We start from the raw sequence: 17,930 nt of genomic DNA, 5'->3' as shown, positions 1-17,930 counted from the left end.
ATATTGCACAAACTCCGTGTAGACAGTCATTAGTCATTTGTGTTTACCAATTGGACTTAGGACAACCTCACCAGTTGATGTGCAATCTTATTTGCGTAACAGCTTACATATAGCAGCCATAAATAATTCTTAAAAAATCTATTGCCTATAATTAATTCATTTATTGGAGGGTGAAAATTGAAACTTAATCAAGTCATAGCAGTATTACAAACAGTTAAAGCTAACAGCACAAAAGCAAAAACAAGTGTTTATCATCTGATTCAAAAAAGCACGATGTTTCAGGGAATTTCGCGGACATTTCAACCAGTAGCAGAAGATGGCTTCGTATATCCTCCAGAAAATCAAACGCTACAAATGAAAGCAGAGGATTTGCTTTCCTCATTTGAGCAAGCTTCTACAGAATTATTTAACTTATGTGCCACCCAAGATTGGTCTAATGCCCAAGCCAAAGCAGATATAGTAGTAGACGGAACTACAATTTTACGAGAAGTACCAGTTTCTTATTTGCTGTTTTTAGAAAAGCAATTAGCTGATATCAAAACCTTTATCTCAACACTCCCCGTTTTGGATACTAGCGAATCTTGGGTTTACGATCCACAACAAGATGCTTTGCTACAGAACCAAAATACACCACCAAGACTAAAAAAATAGTTAAGCCGGTGGTGCTGTATGAAGCGACAAAAGAGCATCCTGCACAGGTCAAAGAATCTTCTGAAGATGTACCAGAAGGAACCTGGCGAACAGTCAAATTTTCTGGGGCAATTTCCCAAGCTAGACAGAATGAATTACTGCGGCGAGTAGATAAGCTGATGCAAGAGGTAATTTTTGCTAGAGAACAAGCCAACAGCTTAGAAGTTACTCAACAAAATCAAGTTGCCCGTTCAATCTTTGGCTACTTGTTTGCGCCCTCAACATTTAGGTAAAATAACATTGGAGCGCAAATTTAGTTTCAGTGTCTATAGGAAAATCTGTAGGTTCGAGTCCTACTCCCTCGACTTAATCAATTAAACCGAGGGATAGCCAAAAGGTAAAGGCACTCCTCGACACAATCAATATCATATTTAGTCTTAGGCTATTGCTCCAAGCTCACTTTAAAAATTCACGTTCTGCATCAACCCCTGTGAATTAATGTCAGTGGGACACGAGTTCAAATCTCGTCCGGGTCTCCAAGTATTTGACCTGGTAGTTTAGGGGTAAAACACCACGACTTAAAGATTAAATTTTCAGGAACCGGAAATTAACTCGGCAGAAATTGTGAAACAGTACTGAAAGTTGTAAACTTTTGGTCTCAACCCCCAGGCATGGACATTGCCTGGGGGATTTTAATTTCAAACAATTCATTAGACCCGTGCTGTAAGGGCACAGCAGTGCTCATTGGTGTCAACTTAAGCTCAAACGCTTATCCCACAAGCATTTTACCCCACCCCTCAATCCCCTCCCCTTAGCAAGGGGAGGGGAGGTTTTGCGTCAGCAAAGCCGGGGTGGGGTAACGCGGATCTTGATGAGAAGTGAGTAGAACTCGCTCACCACGTTTTCATCAGGGTTTCACGTTAAGTTGACACGTATGAGCAGTGCTGTGCCCCTACGACAGATGTGGTTTTTTAATCCATATTTGGTATTTTCTGTCAATGCGTAAGTCCTAAAATAATTTGTACATAAGAAAATTCCCGACTTTTAAAAATCGGGAATTTCAACCTTTAGAGCTAGATCGATAAATTGTATTGGCAAGAATCACAACAAAGAATAGCTAACTGACTTGTTACCAGGAGCAACTCATCACTTTCTTGCCTCATTAGTTGACTCTTTATTTGACTCGTTGGATGAAGGCGATTCTGTTTTCTCTGATTGAGTGTCAGACGCTTGCTGTACTTGGTTGAGATGAATATTATTCACTTGGACAATAAAGTATTCTAATGCCTGACTTGCTTTTTGTTGCTGTTGAATTTCGTCAGACACATCATAGCAACGATAAGGCGGAGTAACTCCCAATATAAATTTCTCTTGTTCAGCCTCTAACAATTCAACGGCTGTGTTAGCAGCAATGGAATTCTTTTGGAAAGGAAAAGAGGTAACTATACTGGCAAGTATAGAAGCAAGAGCCGGACAAAGAACGGGGAGCCATTTCAGCCAAGGTTGTCCTGATTCTAATTTATCTACCAGAACTAAAATTGGTGTGACCCCTGACAAAATTACTGTTGCTATTTGCAAAATATAGTAAAGGTTCCTTGATACGTCCTTAACTCTTTTATAATCATCAATCAAGTCTTGACAGTATTGTAAAGCCTTTTTTCTAGCTAAAGTCAGAGTGTTTTGATTCCAAGAATTATTATTAGCCAATAGGTAAGTATAAAGTTCAGCTTTTCTGGCTAGTTCGGACTTGTCAGCCGACTTTTGAGAATTCTGAAAAACTTCTCTATTGATTAATAGCAAAAAAAACAAAACAGTGAGAGATATAGTCCCATAAATGACAACTGTTTTATCAGTTGAGTAAAAACTAATAAACAGAATAGAAGAGACAAAAATTGCCAGTAATAAATACTCAATTACCTTTAAGGTAAATAATTTTTTTTCTTCTGGTGCAGAGGATGAATTTTCAAATGTATCAGAAATTTGATTTTGGTTTTTATTCTCAAGATTAGTTAATTCAGAAGTAGTCATTGCTCTTACTCAGTTCATTAACGGTTATAATGTAGTAAACTGTGCTCAATCCTAACCATACATACATTTGATTGATAACGCAAGACTTTTGTTGTATTAATTTTACGAGTATTGGGAAAATAGCTAAGAAAGTATACTTAGCAAAAGTGAATATTATTAAGTTTTACATTTTACTTTAAAAGTGTTTGGTGTAGTGATAGTTACGGTGTTGTGAAAGTCATACGTGCGATCGCTGCGAATGGCATTTTATGAATTTAGGAAGACGCTGTGGGCTTGTTGTATGGGTTTTAGTCGCCTTGCGCCTTAAAAAACTTGAATTTTCTAACTATTTCAAGAAGAACTGATGTCATTTGTCATTTATAAAAGAGACAATAAAAGGCGCTAGCACCAATAAGATGCGAACAATTGCAGAAATTAACGACAAAATTAGCCGCCAACGTGCGGTAGTGTTGACAACCGAAGAATTAAAAGCACGAGTTATAGAAATCGGTGTTACTAAAGCTGCCAAAGAAGTTGATGTCATTACCACTGGGACTTTTGAGCCGATGGAATCAAGTGGTGCAATTATCAACCTCGGACATACTGACCCCCCGATCAAAATTCGCCGTTGTTGGTTAGATGGCGTTCCCGCTTATTCTGGCTTTGGGGCAGTAGATTTATATTTGGGTGCCAGCTGTGCTGTAGAAGTAATGGATGGCGAAGAAGTCCGAGAGCGCGGCGGCGGTCATGTCATCGAAGATTTGATCGCTGGTAAACAGATACACGTCAGAGCGCAAGGGCAAGTAACAGATTGTTACCCCAGAGCGACATTTGAAACGACAATTACCAATCAAACAATAAATCAGTTTTATTTATTTAATCCGCGCAATCTTTATCAAAATTTTATTGTTGGCGTGAATGGTGGCGATCGCCCACTTTTCACTTACTTGGGGCCTTTACAACCGCGTTTGGGAAATGCCGTTTACTCTAATCCCGGTGCTATTTCCCCGTTACTCAACGACCCCGAACTGCAACTTATTGGTATAGGTACAAGAATTTTTTTAGGCGGTGGTGTTGGCTATGTCGCCTGGGAAGGCACTCAGCACTTTCCCTTACAAAAGCGTTTAGCGAATCGTACACCCATTGGCCCTGCGGCTACTTTAGCTTTAATTGGCGATGCCAAGCAAATGAATGCTCATTGGGTGCGGGGTTGTTACTTCAAAAGTTACGGGCCTTCATTGATGTTAGGCGTTGGCGTACCACTTCCCGTATTAAACGAACAAGTAGTTGAACGCTGTGCCGTCCAAGATCAAGACCTAGTAGCCCCAATCGTAGACTTTTCCATTCCGCGCCGCGTGCGCCCTACCTTTGGTTTAGTGAGTTACACTCAACTCAAATCTGGGCGGATAACCATCGAGGGCAAAGCTGTACGCTCTGCCCCCTTAGCGAGTTTATTTTTTTCCAGGCAAGTTGCCCAAGAGTTAAAACAGTGGATTGAAGCAGGTAAGTTTACCCTTACAGAACCAGTTTCTCCAATTCCAATGGAACGTTCCTTTCTACCCCAAGATCGTTGGACGGATTTTTAAGCTTGGGCATTGAGCATTGGGCATTGGGCAAGCAGGAAGTGTGGGAGGGGTGGGAGGTGTGGGAGGATGGGGAAGAAATCTTTCCCCCCACACTTCCCCATCTCCCCATCTCCCTATCTCCCCTGCTCCCCCTGCTCACTCCTGCGGTGGTTTCGGCCGCTTAATAATTGGCTTAGGAGTGGGTGTTTTGGGTATAGGTTTAGAAATTACAGGAGCGTCACTGCCTGCACTTGCTTTCTTGATGGGACGGGGAGTTTCGCTACCGCGTCTAGGGGGGAATGGTTTCCTACCACCACCACGAGGGCCTGGTTTAGTTCCTGGCCTGCGTTTTTTAGGCAAATCAGCGATCGCCTCGGCTTTTTCTACCACTAAAACATCAGCTTCTCGCTTAGCTTGGAAGTCCCAGAATTTCCCTACTGCTTTGGTGGTTAGCACGCCCCTCAATTTCAACTTAAAATATTTGGGTTTATCAGTTGGTTTGCGTGGAGCTTGCTTAATTTTGACTACCAAGCTCTTAGCATCAAAAGACTGGTATACTACCTCACCACGAACAGAAAAGCCACCATCTGCAATTTCTGATGAGGGTATCGCGGGAATTGTATTGAGTTCCGAGTTTTCCGAGAAGGCATCATCAGGCGTTTCTACCTCTTGTGGCTCCGAATCTAGCTCGTCCTCATCTATTGAGTTTTTAGCCAGGTTTTCTGGCTCCCAAACTCCTACAATTTGAATATGCAAAGTATCATTTTCTTGTCTTGTACGTGGATATACTACCCACAAATGTTCTTGCTCTAAGTCTAAGTGATTCTTGACTAAGCTCATAATCCGCCCTAAAAGGACGGCGTTGAGTTCAACACCATCTGTGGTCAGCAGCGTACCTTGGGTAAATTGTTCGCTGCTAGCACAATAACGACCTCGGACTAAACCGATCGCTCGATATTGCATCGGCTCGCTGGGAGGCGGAATCGGTTGCTGTCGATTGGCTAAGTTCCCATTTGAGTCAATCTCACTGGGGTTAACAGGCGAATTTTCAACTTTAGAGGACTGGTTTGCTGGTGTATTAATAACATTAGCGGCTACCTCTATGGTATTTTTTCCCTGGTTAGAGGCAGAAGAATTGGAATCGGGCAACGGCATCAGGTCGGAATTCATAAAAACTCCTTGCGGCACAGACACATCCCATTGTGGGATTTAACAAAGGCAGCTGAAAAGAACGTTTGTGTGGAGTAAAAAAAGTATATTTACTTTTCACAAACTCACACTAGAGTACTCTACACAATCCTAAAGGCGTTAAATTTAGTGTGTAAACACTAAAAGTCTAATCTAGCGCTCTAGACAGTAGTTTCGGAAGCTTATCACAGCTACAATTCTGACGGCTCCTCCTAAAGTCATCACTTACTTTAGCAGTGTGGATAGTTAATTGTTATAAAATTCACAGACAATGAGCGGTATTCCGCAAAGTTTTGAAAATTTTTAACTTTATGATTTGTCTAAATCATAATGTCATTAGAATTTAGGAGAAAGACAAAACTGTGTCTCAACCGCGCAATCGCTGGATAGTTCAAGTTATCTTGGTGTTGGCAGTTCTCGCTTTTGTAGGTGTTTCGGTGATTCCTTTATTCGGAGCATTGAATAATACACCATCCTCTAGCCAGAATACCGCTAATACCAAAGGCAGTTTGACTTCCTCTGACCAAAAATCAAAACTCGAAGACCAAGTACGGGGATATGAACTGGTTTTGCAAAGGGAACCCGAAAATCAGACTGCGCTCAAAGGTTTATTAGAAGCGCGGCTACAATTACTCAGTCAAAAAGAAAAAAGTGAGGTTAAACCATCTGATATTCAAGTCGTTATTGAACCTTTAGAAAAACTAGCTAAACTCAATCCCGAACAATCAGAATACGCAGTACTGCTGGCTCAAGCCAAACAGCAAATAGGCGATCGCGAAGGAGCCGCCCAAGCCTATCGCTCGGTTTTAGACACAAAACCCGGCGATTTGAAGGCTTTGCAAGGAATGGTGGCTCTGTTGCTCAGCCAGCAACGCCCAGAGGCAGCCATTGGCTTGTTGCAAGACACTCTCTCTAATGCTGCCCAAGCAAATACAAATCAACCTGGAAGCATCGACACTGTGGCTGTACAAGTGCTGTTGGGTTCTGTTCACGCTTCCCAGAAACGCTACACCCAAGCCGCCTCTGTATACGACCAGGCAATAAAGAAAGATCCAAAGGATTTTCGCCCCGTAGTTGCAAAAGCGATGCTCCTGAAACAACAGGGCAAAAACGCACAAGCAAAACCTTTATTCGATCGCGCCGCAGCTTTAGCACCGGCTCAATACAAAGACGGAATCAACAAAGCCGCAACAGATCCTATCACCCCCAATCCGGCTGCATCTGGGGCACCTCCGGCGGATAAACCTAAGTGATGGGTATGGAAGGAGCGGGGGGCATTAGAGGTGTGGGAGGTGTGGGAGGTGTGGGAGGAGAGGGAGGGGTGGGAGCTGTGGGAGGAGAGGGGGGCATAAATTCTCTTTCCCCCCACACTCCCCACACCTCCCACACTCCCCACACTCCCCATCTCCCCACACTCCCCATCTCCCCACACTCCTCACACTCCTTCAATGGCAGCGACGATACCAAAGATGAAAAACAGGCATCCGCCAATCAAGGTGAGTTGACGTTCGGAAATGCGACCAGCGATCATTTTGCCGCCGATAACTGCGATCGCTGCACAAATCGCATGTCCCAAAATTGCACCTGTGGTTACTCCAATGGCATTATTTCCGGCTGCTAAAGCAATGGTGGCAATTTGAGTGCGATCGCCCCACTCTGCCATAAAGGTTAATGTAAAGGCCTCTATTAAAATTGATAAGGAATTTTTTCGCTTTGGTAGCTGCAAATCTGCCTGTTTTACCGCAGCTTCCGCCTCTTCTACAATTTCAGTGTCACAAGCAGAGCCAGGCATCTTACTTGCGTCGTATAGCAGCTTGATACCAAAGGCGATAAACAAAGTTATTTCAGCATAATGAATATAAACTTTAGGCAATAACGATGCTGCCTGTCCAAATAGCACCGAAAGAATTGTCATCGCGGCTAAAGCAGCTACCACACCTGCAAATACCAGCCGTCGCGAGTGATGCATTGCCAAAATCACGGCAATAAAAAATGTTTTATCGCCTAGTTCTGAAACTGTAATTAATAACAAACCTGCGGTAAAAGCTGTTAACACTCTCTCAAGCTCCTGAAGAATCGTTGACCCATGTGAAGCTTGATGAGAGCCAAAAACCTCACCAAGCTTACACTTTTCGGTGTGAACTTAGTGAAGGTCTCGCTTTCAAATATTTTATTACTTGTCACCTGAACCAGGCTCATCGCCAGTATGTTGATTCAGATGTACTGGCTTTTATTTTTTGCCAGCAGCTACTCCCCTTCTGTTGTGACTGCAATTATACCTATATTCCAGATACAAGTCAAGGCAGCAGATAACAGTTAGGCAATTACAGTAATGTTTGCATTAGTAAGCATTACTTGATTTGAGAATTGAGCGATTTGAACTTGTGCCGTACCACCAACTCCATCTTTATCGAAGAATAGGCTACCCGTAGCTCGATTGTAGATGAAGCTAGTGCCAAATCGAAACAAGCTCGAATCTAGTGTTGTATCCTGATGGCTCAATCCAAATTCTGCTTTGGAAATGGAAATAATGTTATAAACTCCAGTGCAGATATGAGCCAGGTTGAAGGTATCTTGTTCGCTTCCACCGATGAGTACATCGTTACCTAGACTGCTCAACAAGGTACTATTGCCCAAACCAGCAATGAGACTGTCGCTTTCTGTACCAGCATCCAATTCCTTTGTGCTGATGCTGTCGTTAATAGTGACGAGAACATCGCTAGTATCGACTACTGTCAGTACAAAAACATCGCTGGCAGTTGTGGTTTCATCGCTAGCGATAACTTTGATGTTGAGGCTGCCAACGTCGTCATTTGTGGGAGTACCGCTGAAAGTGGTGTCGTTAAAGGTCAACCAACTGGGGATTGGGTCGCCATTTTCCAGGGTGGCACTATAGGTGAGGTTATCTCCAGCATCAACATCTGTAAAGGTGTTTGCTGGGAGAGTGAAATTGAAGGTAGTGTCTTCAATTGCTGTTTGGTCGACAATACTATTTTCCAGTGTTGGGGCATCATTAATATTGTTGAGTGCGATGGCGATCGCTTTCTCGTAGAATAAGCCACCTCCATCTGTGGTGCGTAAACGGATGTTGTAGCTATTCTTGGTTTCGTAGTCGGGGGAGTCGTTGATACGTAACTCGTTACCAACAATGGTGAAGGCACTGTTATCGGTGTCGCCTGCACCTGAAACTAGAGTATAGGTGTGGGTGTCGTTTGTATCAGGATCGGTGGTGCTAAAGTTACCAATTAGTGTGTTGGTAGGAACATTCTCGTCAACACTGGTGGCACTTAGACTCAGGTCAGTGGGAGTATCGTTCAGGTCAAGCACAAAAAGTTCTTGTCCAGTATTCCCGTTATCAGCAAAAAAGTAGAGTTTGCCATTGATATAAGTTAGGTTGTTAGGGTAAGAGCTACCTATGCCAGTAAAGATATCCTTGACGCACAAAGTACCAGCTTCACTACCATCACTCTTCCACAGTTCAGTGCCACCACTACCGTCGGTGGCACTGAAGTACAGCGTACCGTTGACATTGGTTAGATTTTGCAAGTTAGAGCTACCTATGCCAGAGAAGATATCTTTGACGCGGACAGTACCAGCCTCAGTGCCATCACTCTTCCACAATTCATTCCCCGCAATGTTGTCATAAGCAACGAAATATAGCGTGCCGTTGACATTTGTCAAATTTTGTGGATTAGAGCTACCTATATCAGAGAAGATATCCTTGACGCGGATAGTACCAGCCTCGGTGCCATCGCTCTTCCACAGTTCATTGTCTCCACTGCTGTCGGTGGCACTGAAGTACAGCGTACCGTTGACATTTGTCAGATTTTGTGGGTTAGAGCTACCTATATCAGAGGAGATATCCTTGACGCGGATGGTACCAGCCTCGGTGCCATCACTTTTCCACAGTTCATTATCTCCATTGCTGTCATAGGCAACGAAGTATAGCGTACCGTTGACATTGGTCAGATTTTGGGGATTAGAGCTACCCGTACCAGAGACAATATCCTTAATGCGGATAGTACCAGCCTCGGTGCCATCACTCTTCCACAGTTCCCGACCCCCACTGCTGTCATAGGCAACGAAGTACAGCGTACCGTTGACATTGGTCAGAAAATTCGGGTTAGAGCTACCCGTGCCAGAGAAGATATCCTTAATCAGGACAGTACCAACTTCGGTGGCATCACTCTTCCACAGTTCTCGGCCCCCACTGGTGTCAGTGGCAACGAAGTAGAGTGTATCGTTGATATTGGTCAGAAAATTCGGGTTAGAGCTACCCGTGCCAGAGAAGATATCCTTGACGCGGACGGTACCAGCCTCGGTGCCATCACTCTTCCACAGTTCATTGTCTCCACTGCTGTCGGTAGCACTGAAGTATAGGGTACCGTTGACATTTGTCAGATTTTGGGGGTTAGAGCTACCCGTGCCAGAAAAGATATCTTTGACGCAGACAGTACCAGCTTCAGTACCATCACTCTTCCACAGTTCATTTCCCCCACTGCCGTCGGTAGCTCTAAAGTAGAGCGTGTCATTGACATTGGTCAGAAAATACGGTTCAGAGGATAGTGTAGTAGTATTAATATCCTTGAGGCGGGTAGTACCAGCTTCGGTGCCATCACTTTTCCACAATTCATAGCCACCTGTGCTGTCAGTGGCTCTGAAGTACAGGGTGCCGTTGACGTTAGTCAGATATGCTGGGTTGGAACTACCTGTGCCAGAAAAAATATCCTTAACGCGGACAGTACCAGCCTCGGTGCCATCGCTCTTCCACAGTTCATTCCCGCCACTGCTGTCGGTGGCACTGAAGTACAGCGTGCCGTTGATATTGGTCAGATTTTGGGGGCTGGAACTACCCGTGCCGGAAAAGATATCCTTGACGCGGACAGTACTAGCTTCGGTACCATCACTCTTCCATAGTTCCCACCCCCCACTGCTGTCGGTGGCTCTAAAGTAGAGCGTGCCGTTGACATTGGTCAGATTTTGCGGGGTAGAACTACCTGTGCCAGAGAAGATATTCTTGACGCGGACAGTACCAGCCTCGGTGCCATCACTCTTCCACAGTTCATTAGCCTCACTACTTTCAGTGGCAGTGAAATACAGTGTGCCGTTGACATCGGTTAGATTTTGGGGGTTAGAACTACCTGTGCCAGAGAAAATATCCTTGACGCGGACAGTGCCAGCCTCGGTGCCATCGCTCTTCCAAAGTTCATAGCCACCACTGCTGTCATAGGCAACAAAGTACAGCGTGCCGTTGACATCGGTCAGATGTTGCGGATAAGAACTACCTGTGCCAGAGAAGATATCCTTGACGCGGATAGTACCAGCCTCGGTGCCATCGCTCTTCCAAAGTTCATTGCCCCCACTGCTGTCAGTGGCACTGAAGTACAGCGTGCCATTGACGTTCGTCAGATTTTGAGGGTTAGAGCTACCTATGCCAGAGAAAATATCCTTGACGCGGATAGTACCAGCCTCGGTGCCATCACTCTTCCACAGTTCGCGACCTCCATTGCTATCGGTGGCAACGAAATATAGCGTGTCGTTGACATTCGTCAGATATGCTGGGTTAGAGTTACCTATGCCAGAGAAGATATCCTTGACGCGGATAGTACCAGCCTCTGTGCCATCACTCTTCCACAGTTCATTGCCTCCACTGCTGTCGGTGGCACTGAAGTACAGCGTGCCGTTGACATTGGTCAGATTCTGCGGATAAGAACTAGCTATGCCAGAGAAGATATCCTTAACACTTACAGTACCAGCCTCAGTACCATCACTCTTCCACAGTTCATAGCCACCACTGTTGTCGATCGCAACAAAGTACAGTGTACCGTTGACATTGGCCAGATTTTGCGGGTTAGAGGAAACTCCACTGGTATTTATATCTTTTATCAGGTTAATAGATCCTTCTTGTGCTGCCATAACCATTTTTCCTTAAACCTTTTGAGACACAATCTACAAGCGAAATCAGACTCTGGTTGATGCTGTAAGTGCGATCGCTATTTTTCTGAGTGTGTAAAAGTGCGATCGTATAACGCCTTGAGCTTCGCTTTTTTGAAATTAAACAGCCTCCGCAAATATCTTGAATTTTATATATAGGTGATTTAGTTTAATATATTAAGCAGTCCAGAACACTAAATATCTAGACTGAGCATCATATTTTCTGAAATTTCTGCGCTTGTCTCTATCTGAAATTATCGATTAAATTGAGTAGCCAGAAATTTAAATTCAGGTGGTGAATAGATGAAAAATTATAAAGATTGGTAAAGAATATTGTTGTGCAAACGCGTTTTTTCGACAAACATAAAAACAGAAATACTGCCGAAAGCAGAATTAGGTTTTTATAGAAATTTCTGTATTTATTCGACTCTGCTATTGATAATTTATGAGTGAAATCTATTGTGTAAACTTCTTTATTTTATTGAAGATTATGCCAGGATTAAAGCTCATACCAATTTGAAAAAAGAATGCGACAAATGGGTAGGGGCACAACATTGTTGTGCCCTTACGGATAATTGATGTGTCGCAAACATTATTTGAATTGGTATCACATAAGAAGATCAAATCCAATAAAAATATAAACAATAGTTGAGATGACTGAATAATCACCTCAACCATTGTTGACTTATGCATCATGTCAATTCATTCAAAAAACTGAATTGATGAATCGATCGTACACAAGGTTAACGCAAAACCACATTTGGCGATTCAAGTCCAACCAACTTGGCGCTGAGTTCCCACATCCGCTCGCCTTTTTCATCATCGCGGGCTTGAGGAGAAACTTTTTGAACAAATGACTTGCCATCTTTTTTCTGACGATTTCCCCAGCTCCAATAAACACCGGATTGACTATATTCAGGATCGGCAACAACAGCAGCAACCCGCTCTCCTGCTAAATCCTGAGACACATATCCCCCAGTGATGTACTTTTGGAATAATGGGAAAAGTTTCTGAAACAGCGGATAGTGGTTGCGGAATAGTGGCGTTTCTGCAACACATCCCGGATAGAGAGAACTGAAGACAATATTGGTTGACTCGTGGTAGCGCCGATGCAGTTCTCTCATGGTCAACACGTTACAAACCTTGCTGTCTTTGTAAGCTTTAACGGGTTCAAATTTCTTGCCGTCAATCATCGAAATTCGGTCTTTAAATCCTGCTGCAAAGCCCTCGAAATTACCCAAGTCTGGACGCGGAGGAATCTTTCCACCGATTTCGTCTGGGTTGTGGGTGACAGTTCCCAAAATCACCAGTCTTGGCTGTGAAGAAGACTTTTGTAAATCCTCTAGCAAGAGATTGCACAAAAGGAAATGCCCAAGATGATTGGTAGTGACGGTTAACTCGTAACCTTCTGGGCTTCGTAATGGTTCTTTTATTAAAGGCATATAAATTGCCGCGTTGCAAACCAAAGCATCGAGGGAGTTGCCACTTGCGCGGAAGTTTTTCACAAACTGTCGAACGCTTTCCAAGGAGCCAAGGTCAATATGTATGCTGGTATAACTGTTGTAAGGGATTCCCACGGCTTGGGCAGCTTGTTGTGCCTTTGCTAAATCCCGACATGCCAACACCACGTACCAACCTCTCTGGGCAAGAGCTTTTGCAGCGTACAAGCCAACCCCCGAAGAGGCACCTGTAATTACAACCGTTTTCCTATCCTGTGCCATTCTCTTGAAACTCTATTGATCGCCTTTTACTATCTCCAGGATTTTACATCACTGGGTTACCACCTCTGATGGTTTAGGTGTTATAGTTGGCGATCGCTTCTCACTCACTTCGATTAAGTTTTTCTAAAAGCAGAGCTTGTACCTCGCTCTCAGGATTGTCTAGATCGAAAGGATAGGGTTGTTGTGTAGCAGAGTCACAACGACTCATCAAAACTTGTAATGCAGCCCTAAATGCTTCTTCATCATTTCTATGTTCTGAAATATACTGTTTGAGTTCGGTATTGGTCATTTGGTTGAGGTTCTGCATCATAGAACAAAGTTTCAATTGCCATTTTGATTAATTATGACTGCAATCTCGTCGTTCAAACCAGCTTGAATATAAAGGGTTTTCAAGTTTTGGTCGTAGGCAAAAACTTGGATGAGCTAATACAAATTAGAAAGTAGTTGACAAAGAAATATTGCTTCCGTGATGAATAGCATTAAAATTTAGTATGACCCTTGCTAATGAACTGTACTCAGTACACATCGTGCTAATTCACCATAATCAGTCAAAATTGTAAATAAATTCAAAACCAATGAAATTAGATTTAGTGGAATATTGTCAGGATAGAGGTTTGGCAAGTGAGTGGTGTTTAGATGGTTGCCAGTTAGGTAATGTCAACTTAATTGTTGGTAAAAATGCCTCTGGTAAATCGAAAATACTGAGAACTATCAACCTGATATCAGGTTTACTATCTGGTGAAGATAGTCTAAGACTTGTTCGTATGTCGAGAGAGTGGAAATTAACTTTCGATTCTCATAGCGAAGATAACAAAAAAGTCTACATATTGAAAGTTGATAAAGGTCAGGTAGTTAAAGAAAGTTTCACTATTGGTTCTAAGAATTACCTTGAACGAAATGAATCAGGTGAAGGTACGGTTTGGGCTGAAAAACTACAAGAATATATTGACTTTCAGACTCCAATTGATGAAGTTGCCGCTTTCCAGCGCAGAGACTCTATCCAACATCCTGTTTTTGATGAAATTTACAATTGGGCAAGTTTATTAAATTACTACCAATTTGGAACAGACTTAGGTAGAAAGAATCTTGCAATCAATCACCCTATTAAAAAAAGAAAAAAGATAGACTTAAGAGATGCAGATAACGTAATTGATATATTCAATTTAGGAAAAGCTGAAGTAAGTCCTGCTTTTATTGAAAGTATTAAATCAGATATGTTATCTATAGGTTACAACATATCTGAAATCGGTACTCAAACTCCATCAGTTTTCTTTTCTGATGATGAGGATGAAGTATCATTACAATATATACAATGTCTTTATGTTCAGGAAAGCGATCTGAAACAAAAAACTGAACAAGGACTCATATCTCAAGGTATGTTTAGAGCCTTATCTCTAATCATTCAAATAAACTACTTACTTTTAGCTAAAAAGCCTAGTTGTATATTGATAGATGATATCGGAGAGGGACTAGACTTTGAAAGAGCGTCAGCAATGATTGAGTTACTTATCAGTAAAGCGCAGACTGGATTAGTTCAGCTAGTTATGACTACCAATGACCGCTTTATCATGAATGGTGTTCCTTTAGAATATTGGTCAGTGATTGAAAGAAAACCAGGATTAGCAAAACTTCACAACATACATAATTCCAAGCAAATATTTGAAGATTTTAAATTCACTGGTCTAAATAATTTCGACTTTTTTGCCACTCAATTCTATGTAGAAGGATTTGGTAATGAGGAGCAGACAGTTCGGTGAAAAAACTAGCTATTTTTGTGGAGGGGCAAACAGAACAGATTTTTGTAAGAAAATTGCTTGAAGAGATTGCTGGAAAGAATAACATCGCAATAGAGGAGCAATCTATAAGCGGTAAACTAGGAACTCGAATTACTACCTTAATAATGAGCGATAATATTACTTCTCAAACAAAATTTTATGTCTTAGTTTATAACTCATCTAGTGATAACAGCGTTGTTTCAGACATGAGGGAACAGTATAATTCTTTAATTGGATCTGGCTTTGAAAGAGTAATAGGATTAAGAGATGTTTATCCAATACCCATAACTGAAAAACTAAAACTACAAAGTAGTTTGAACTTATTCTTACCAAAAGGGTCAATTCCTATTCATATAGTTCTTGCTGTTATGGAAATAGAGTCATGGTTTTTAGCAGAATGGAACCATTTCATGAAAATAGATTTAAGCCTGACTCCAGAAAGAATTAAAGTAACTTTTGGATTTAACCCTCAAACTGATGATATGGAAACAAGACCTCATCCTGCTAATGATATGGACTTGATTTATAAGCTTGTAGCTAGAGCTTATAAAAAGCAAAGGAATCAGGTTAATACAATTGTTTCCAATCTAGATTATGAGTTTTTATATATGCAACTTGCCAATAGTGTTCCTAGCTTTGGAGAATTTGTTAGATATCTTGACCTATTTATAATTCTTTAGGAAATTAGATAATTTTTGTCATTATCAAAAACTCTCTAGCTTTTCAAGGAAAGTATGAAGAATAAGACCTTTCAACCTTCATACTTCACCCTTTGCTAATACTTCCGCTCTTTTGGCTCAAACATAGTAATTGCTACAGGTCGATATTGAATATCAATTCCCGCTGCTGAATAGTAACCCATCGTATGTTTGAGAAAGTTAGCATCATCTCGCTGGGAATAATCTTCCCGGAAGTGTGCGCCACGGCTTTCTTGGCGATTTAAAGCTGATGCCAAAATGGTCTGTCCCACTACCATCAGACTTCGCAGTTCTAAGGCTTCTACAAGTTCTGTATTCCAGCAACTTCCTTTGTCATCTAAATAAATTTGGGGATATCGCTGTTGGATTTCTTCTAGTTTTTGTAACCCTTCAGTCATTAATGCTTCAGTGCGGAAAACACCGCAATACTCAGTCATACAATCTTGGAAGGCTTGACGAACTTGGTTAATGCGGTACTGTCCTGGTTGTTCTAGCAAAGCTTGGATTTGTTGCTTGGCTTCGTTGAGGTAGCGTTGCTCATCCACAGAGGGCAATTTACGTTTTTGCACAAATTGAGCGATCGCTGCTCCAGTGCGTTTGCCATAAACTACACACTCTAATAACGAATTACTACCTAAGCGATTTGCTCCGTGTACAGAAACACAAGCAGTTTCCCCAGCAGCATAAAACCCTTCAACTAAACCATCACCACTACTGCGGACTTGACCTTCAGTGTTCACTGGGATACCGCCCATACAATAATGAATCGTCGGGCGCACTGGCATAGGTTGAGTTACAGCGTCAACACCCACTAGTCGATGGGCTTCTTCCCAACAGAAGGGAACGCGACTCATAATTTTTTCTTTGCCCATATGTCGCAGATCGAGATACACAAAGGGGCCACCAGCGCTACCATCGGTATGAATACCACGACCGGCGCGGATTTCATAAGCGATCGCCCGCGAGGTAATATCGCGAGGAGCCAGTTCCATGCGACTAGGCGCGTAGTTAGCCATAAAGCGATCGCCTTGGCTATTAATCAAATACGCCCCTTCGCCGCGTACTGCTTCGGAAATCAGCACCCCTACTGGATACAAGCCAGTGGGATGGAATTGGACAAATTCCATATCTTCTAGGGGCAAACCGGCGATCGCAGTCATAGCTAAACCATCGCCCGAAGAAGCGTAATCGTTGGAGGTGGTGTTATAAACCCGACCATAGCCCCCTGTAGCAAACATTACTGCTTTTGCCCGCACAACCTCAACATGTCCATCCAACAGATGGAACATCACCACACCCTTAGCCTGCCCCTCTTCCAAAATGAGACGCATCACATACCACTCTTGATAAACTTGCACCCCATAACGGCGCAGGTTGTTAACCAATTCATGCAAAATTGCGTGACCAGTCTTGTCTGCCGCGTAACAAGTACGGTTATGGGAATGTCCGCCAAAAGCTCTTTGGGCAATTCGGCCATCGGCTAAGCGCGAGAATAAAACGCCCATGTGTTCCAAGTCAATCACCACATCTGGCGCTTCCTGGGCGAGAATTGCCACAGCATCTTGATCTGCTAAATAGTCAGAACCCTTGACAGTATCAAAAGCATGTGCTTCCCAGCTATCTTCCGAATCGACATTTTTTAGTGATGCAGCCATACCACCTTGGGCTGCCACCGAGTGGGAACGAATGGGATGGGTTTTGGCAACCACAGCAACATTTAAACTAGGGTCGGTGCGGGTAATTTCCACAGCAGCGCGACATCCTGCCAATCCACCGCCAACAATAATCACATCATGTTCCAGCATTATTTAGCCCCCGACTGCAAACCACTGCTGTTCTATTGTAGAAATCCGATCGAAGAAAGCGTTTTTCAAGTGATTAAACTGTCTTAAAAAAGGGAGTAGGAGAAGAAACCTTTTTGATATTTGGTTGTGCGATTTTCCAGGGTTTCATGACTTACGCACTAAGATCCCCTAACCCTTTTAAAAAGGGGAGCCACTGCGGTGGGCGGGTTTCCCGACTTGGAGCAAGTGGCGTGGCTTTAGAAATTCCCCCCTTTTTAAGGCTACAGTGTACACACATCTTTGTAGGAAGCCAAAATCCTCGTAGATCAGTCATTATCCTTCTTAAGAAGGAGGACTTTGAGAGGTTTTTGCCCCCCTTAAAAAGGGAGGTTGGAGGGATCAAAAGTATGCGAGGCAAATCTAGAAGACTTGTGTGTATACCGTAGCAATTTATCGGGGGGCTAGGGGGGATCGAGGTTTCAGGCTTCAGTGCGTAAGTCTAGCTTTGTTAAGTATGCATCTCTACAAAAAAAATTCCCTGCCCATAGACAGGGATGTTATTACAAATTTTGAAGTTACGCGGTCAGGTTATAAATCACACAACGAGGTGATGAAAAATAACCTCTTC

Annotated in this window: 12 protein-coding genes and 1 pseudogene; 5 read left to right on the top strand and 8 right to left on the bottom strand. The window is 42.8% G+C overall.

The window, feature by feature from the left end:
* The first annotated feature begins 177 nt into the window (after positions 1-177).
* Positions 178-923, top strand: a pseudogene (locus NSTC745_RS10625) (DUF7873 family protein).
* An 853-nt stretch (positions 924-1,776) separates the two neighbouring features.
* Here the strand turns inward: NSTC745_RS10625 and NSTC745_RS10620 are convergent.
* Entirely contained in the window at positions 1,777-2,658 is an 882-nt protein-coding gene (locus NSTC745_RS10620) for a DUF4231 domain-containing protein (protein ID WP_445637100.1), read from the bottom strand.
* Between the two features lie 395 nt (positions 2,659-3,053).
* Between NSTC745_RS10620 and NSTC745_RS10615 the strand changes: the two genes are divergently transcribed.
* On the top strand, positions 3,054-4,223 hold the full coding sequence (locus tag NSTC745_RS10615; protein WP_445637099.1) for a homocysteine biosynthesis protein: 1,170 nt from the start codon (positions 3,054-3,056) through the stop codon (positions 4,221-4,223).
* A 135-nt stretch (positions 4,224-4,358) separates the two neighbouring features.
* Here NSTC745_RS10615 and NSTC745_RS10610 read toward each other — a convergent pair whose 3' ends face one another.
* Positions 4,359-5,372: a hypothetical protein gene (locus tag NSTC745_RS10610; protein WP_445637098.1), complete on the bottom strand. Its 1,014-nt coding sequence runs from the start codon at positions 5,370-5,372 to the stop codon at positions 4,359-4,361.
* 380 nt (positions 5,373-5,752) lie between these two features.
* Here NSTC745_RS10610 and NSTC745_RS10605 point away from each other — a divergent pair, with 380 nt between their 5' ends.
* Positions 5,753-6,643 (top strand): tetratricopeptide repeat protein, encoded by an 891-nt coding sequence (locus NSTC745_RS10605; protein WP_445637097.1) that lies wholly within the window; start codon positions 5,753-5,755, stop codon positions 6,641-6,643.
* Between the two features lie 182 nt (positions 6,644-6,825).
* On the opposite strand, the gene NSTC745_RS10600 is transcribed toward NSTC745_RS10605, so the two are convergent.
* The 5 genes from NSTC745_RS10600 to NSTC745_RS10580 all read right to left on the bottom strand — a co-directional run bounded on the left by NSTC745_RS10600 (position 6,826) and on the right by NSTC745_RS10580 (position 13,465).
* Complete coding sequence (locus NSTC745_RS10600; protein ID WP_445637096.1) at positions 6,826-7,446, bottom strand: TMEM165/GDT1 family protein; 621 nt, start codon at positions 7,444-7,446, stop codon at positions 6,826-6,828.
* A 260-nt stretch (positions 7,447-7,706) separates the two neighbouring features.
* Complete coding sequence (locus NSTC745_RS10595) at positions 7,707-11,306, bottom strand: ELWxxDGT repeat protein (protein ID WP_445637095.1); 3,600 nt, start codon at positions 11,304-11,306, stop codon at positions 7,707-7,709.
* 761 nt (positions 11,307-12,067) lie between these two features.
* Positions 12,068-13,045: a protochlorophyllide reductase gene (locus NSTC745_RS10590; protein WP_445637094.1), complete on the bottom strand. Its 978-nt coding sequence runs from the start codon at positions 13,043-13,045 to the stop codon at positions 12,068-12,070.
* 100 nt (positions 13,046-13,145) lie between these two features.
* Complete coding sequence (locus tag NSTC745_RS10585) at positions 13,146-13,355, bottom strand: DUF6887 family protein (RefSeq protein ID WP_445637093.1); 210 nt, start codon at positions 13,353-13,355, stop codon at positions 13,146-13,148.
* Positions 13,356-13,366: 11 nt separating this feature from the next.
* Positions 13,367-13,465 (bottom strand): DUF6888 family protein, encoded by a 99-nt coding sequence (locus NSTC745_RS10580; RefSeq protein WP_445638571.1) that lies wholly within the window; start codon positions 13,463-13,465, stop codon positions 13,367-13,369.
* Positions 13,466-13,620: 155 nt separating this feature from the next.
* On the opposite strand from NSTC745_RS10580, the gene NSTC745_RS10575 reads away from it, so the two are divergent.
* Positions 13,621-14,802, top strand: a complete 1,182-nt coding sequence (locus tag NSTC745_RS10575; RefSeq protein WP_445637092.1) for an ATP-binding protein — start codon at positions 13,621-13,623, stop codon at positions 14,800-14,802.
* On the top strand, positions 14,799-15,500 hold the full coding sequence (locus NSTC745_RS10570; protein WP_445637091.1) for a DUF4276 family protein: 702 nt from the start codon (positions 14,799-14,801) through the stop codon (positions 15,498-15,500). The genes NSTC745_RS10575 and NSTC745_RS10570 overlap by 4 nt, the downstream gene beginning before the upstream one ends.
* 95 nt (positions 15,501-15,595) lie before the next feature.
* Here NSTC745_RS10570 and NSTC745_RS10565 read toward each other — a convergent pair whose 3' ends face one another.
* Positions 15,596-17,323 (bottom strand): succinate dehydrogenase/fumarate reductase flavoprotein subunit, encoded by a 1,728-nt coding sequence (locus NSTC745_RS10565; protein ID WP_445637090.1) that lies wholly within the window; start codon positions 17,321-17,323, stop codon positions 15,596-15,598.
* Positions 17,324-17,930: the final 607 nt, after the last annotated feature.

The sequence above is a fragment of the Nostoc sp. DSM 114161 genome (genome assembly GCF_052692665.1).
The sequence above is the reverse complement of the archived record's forward strand: the minus strand, read 5'-3'. Positions and strand labels throughout refer to the sequence as shown.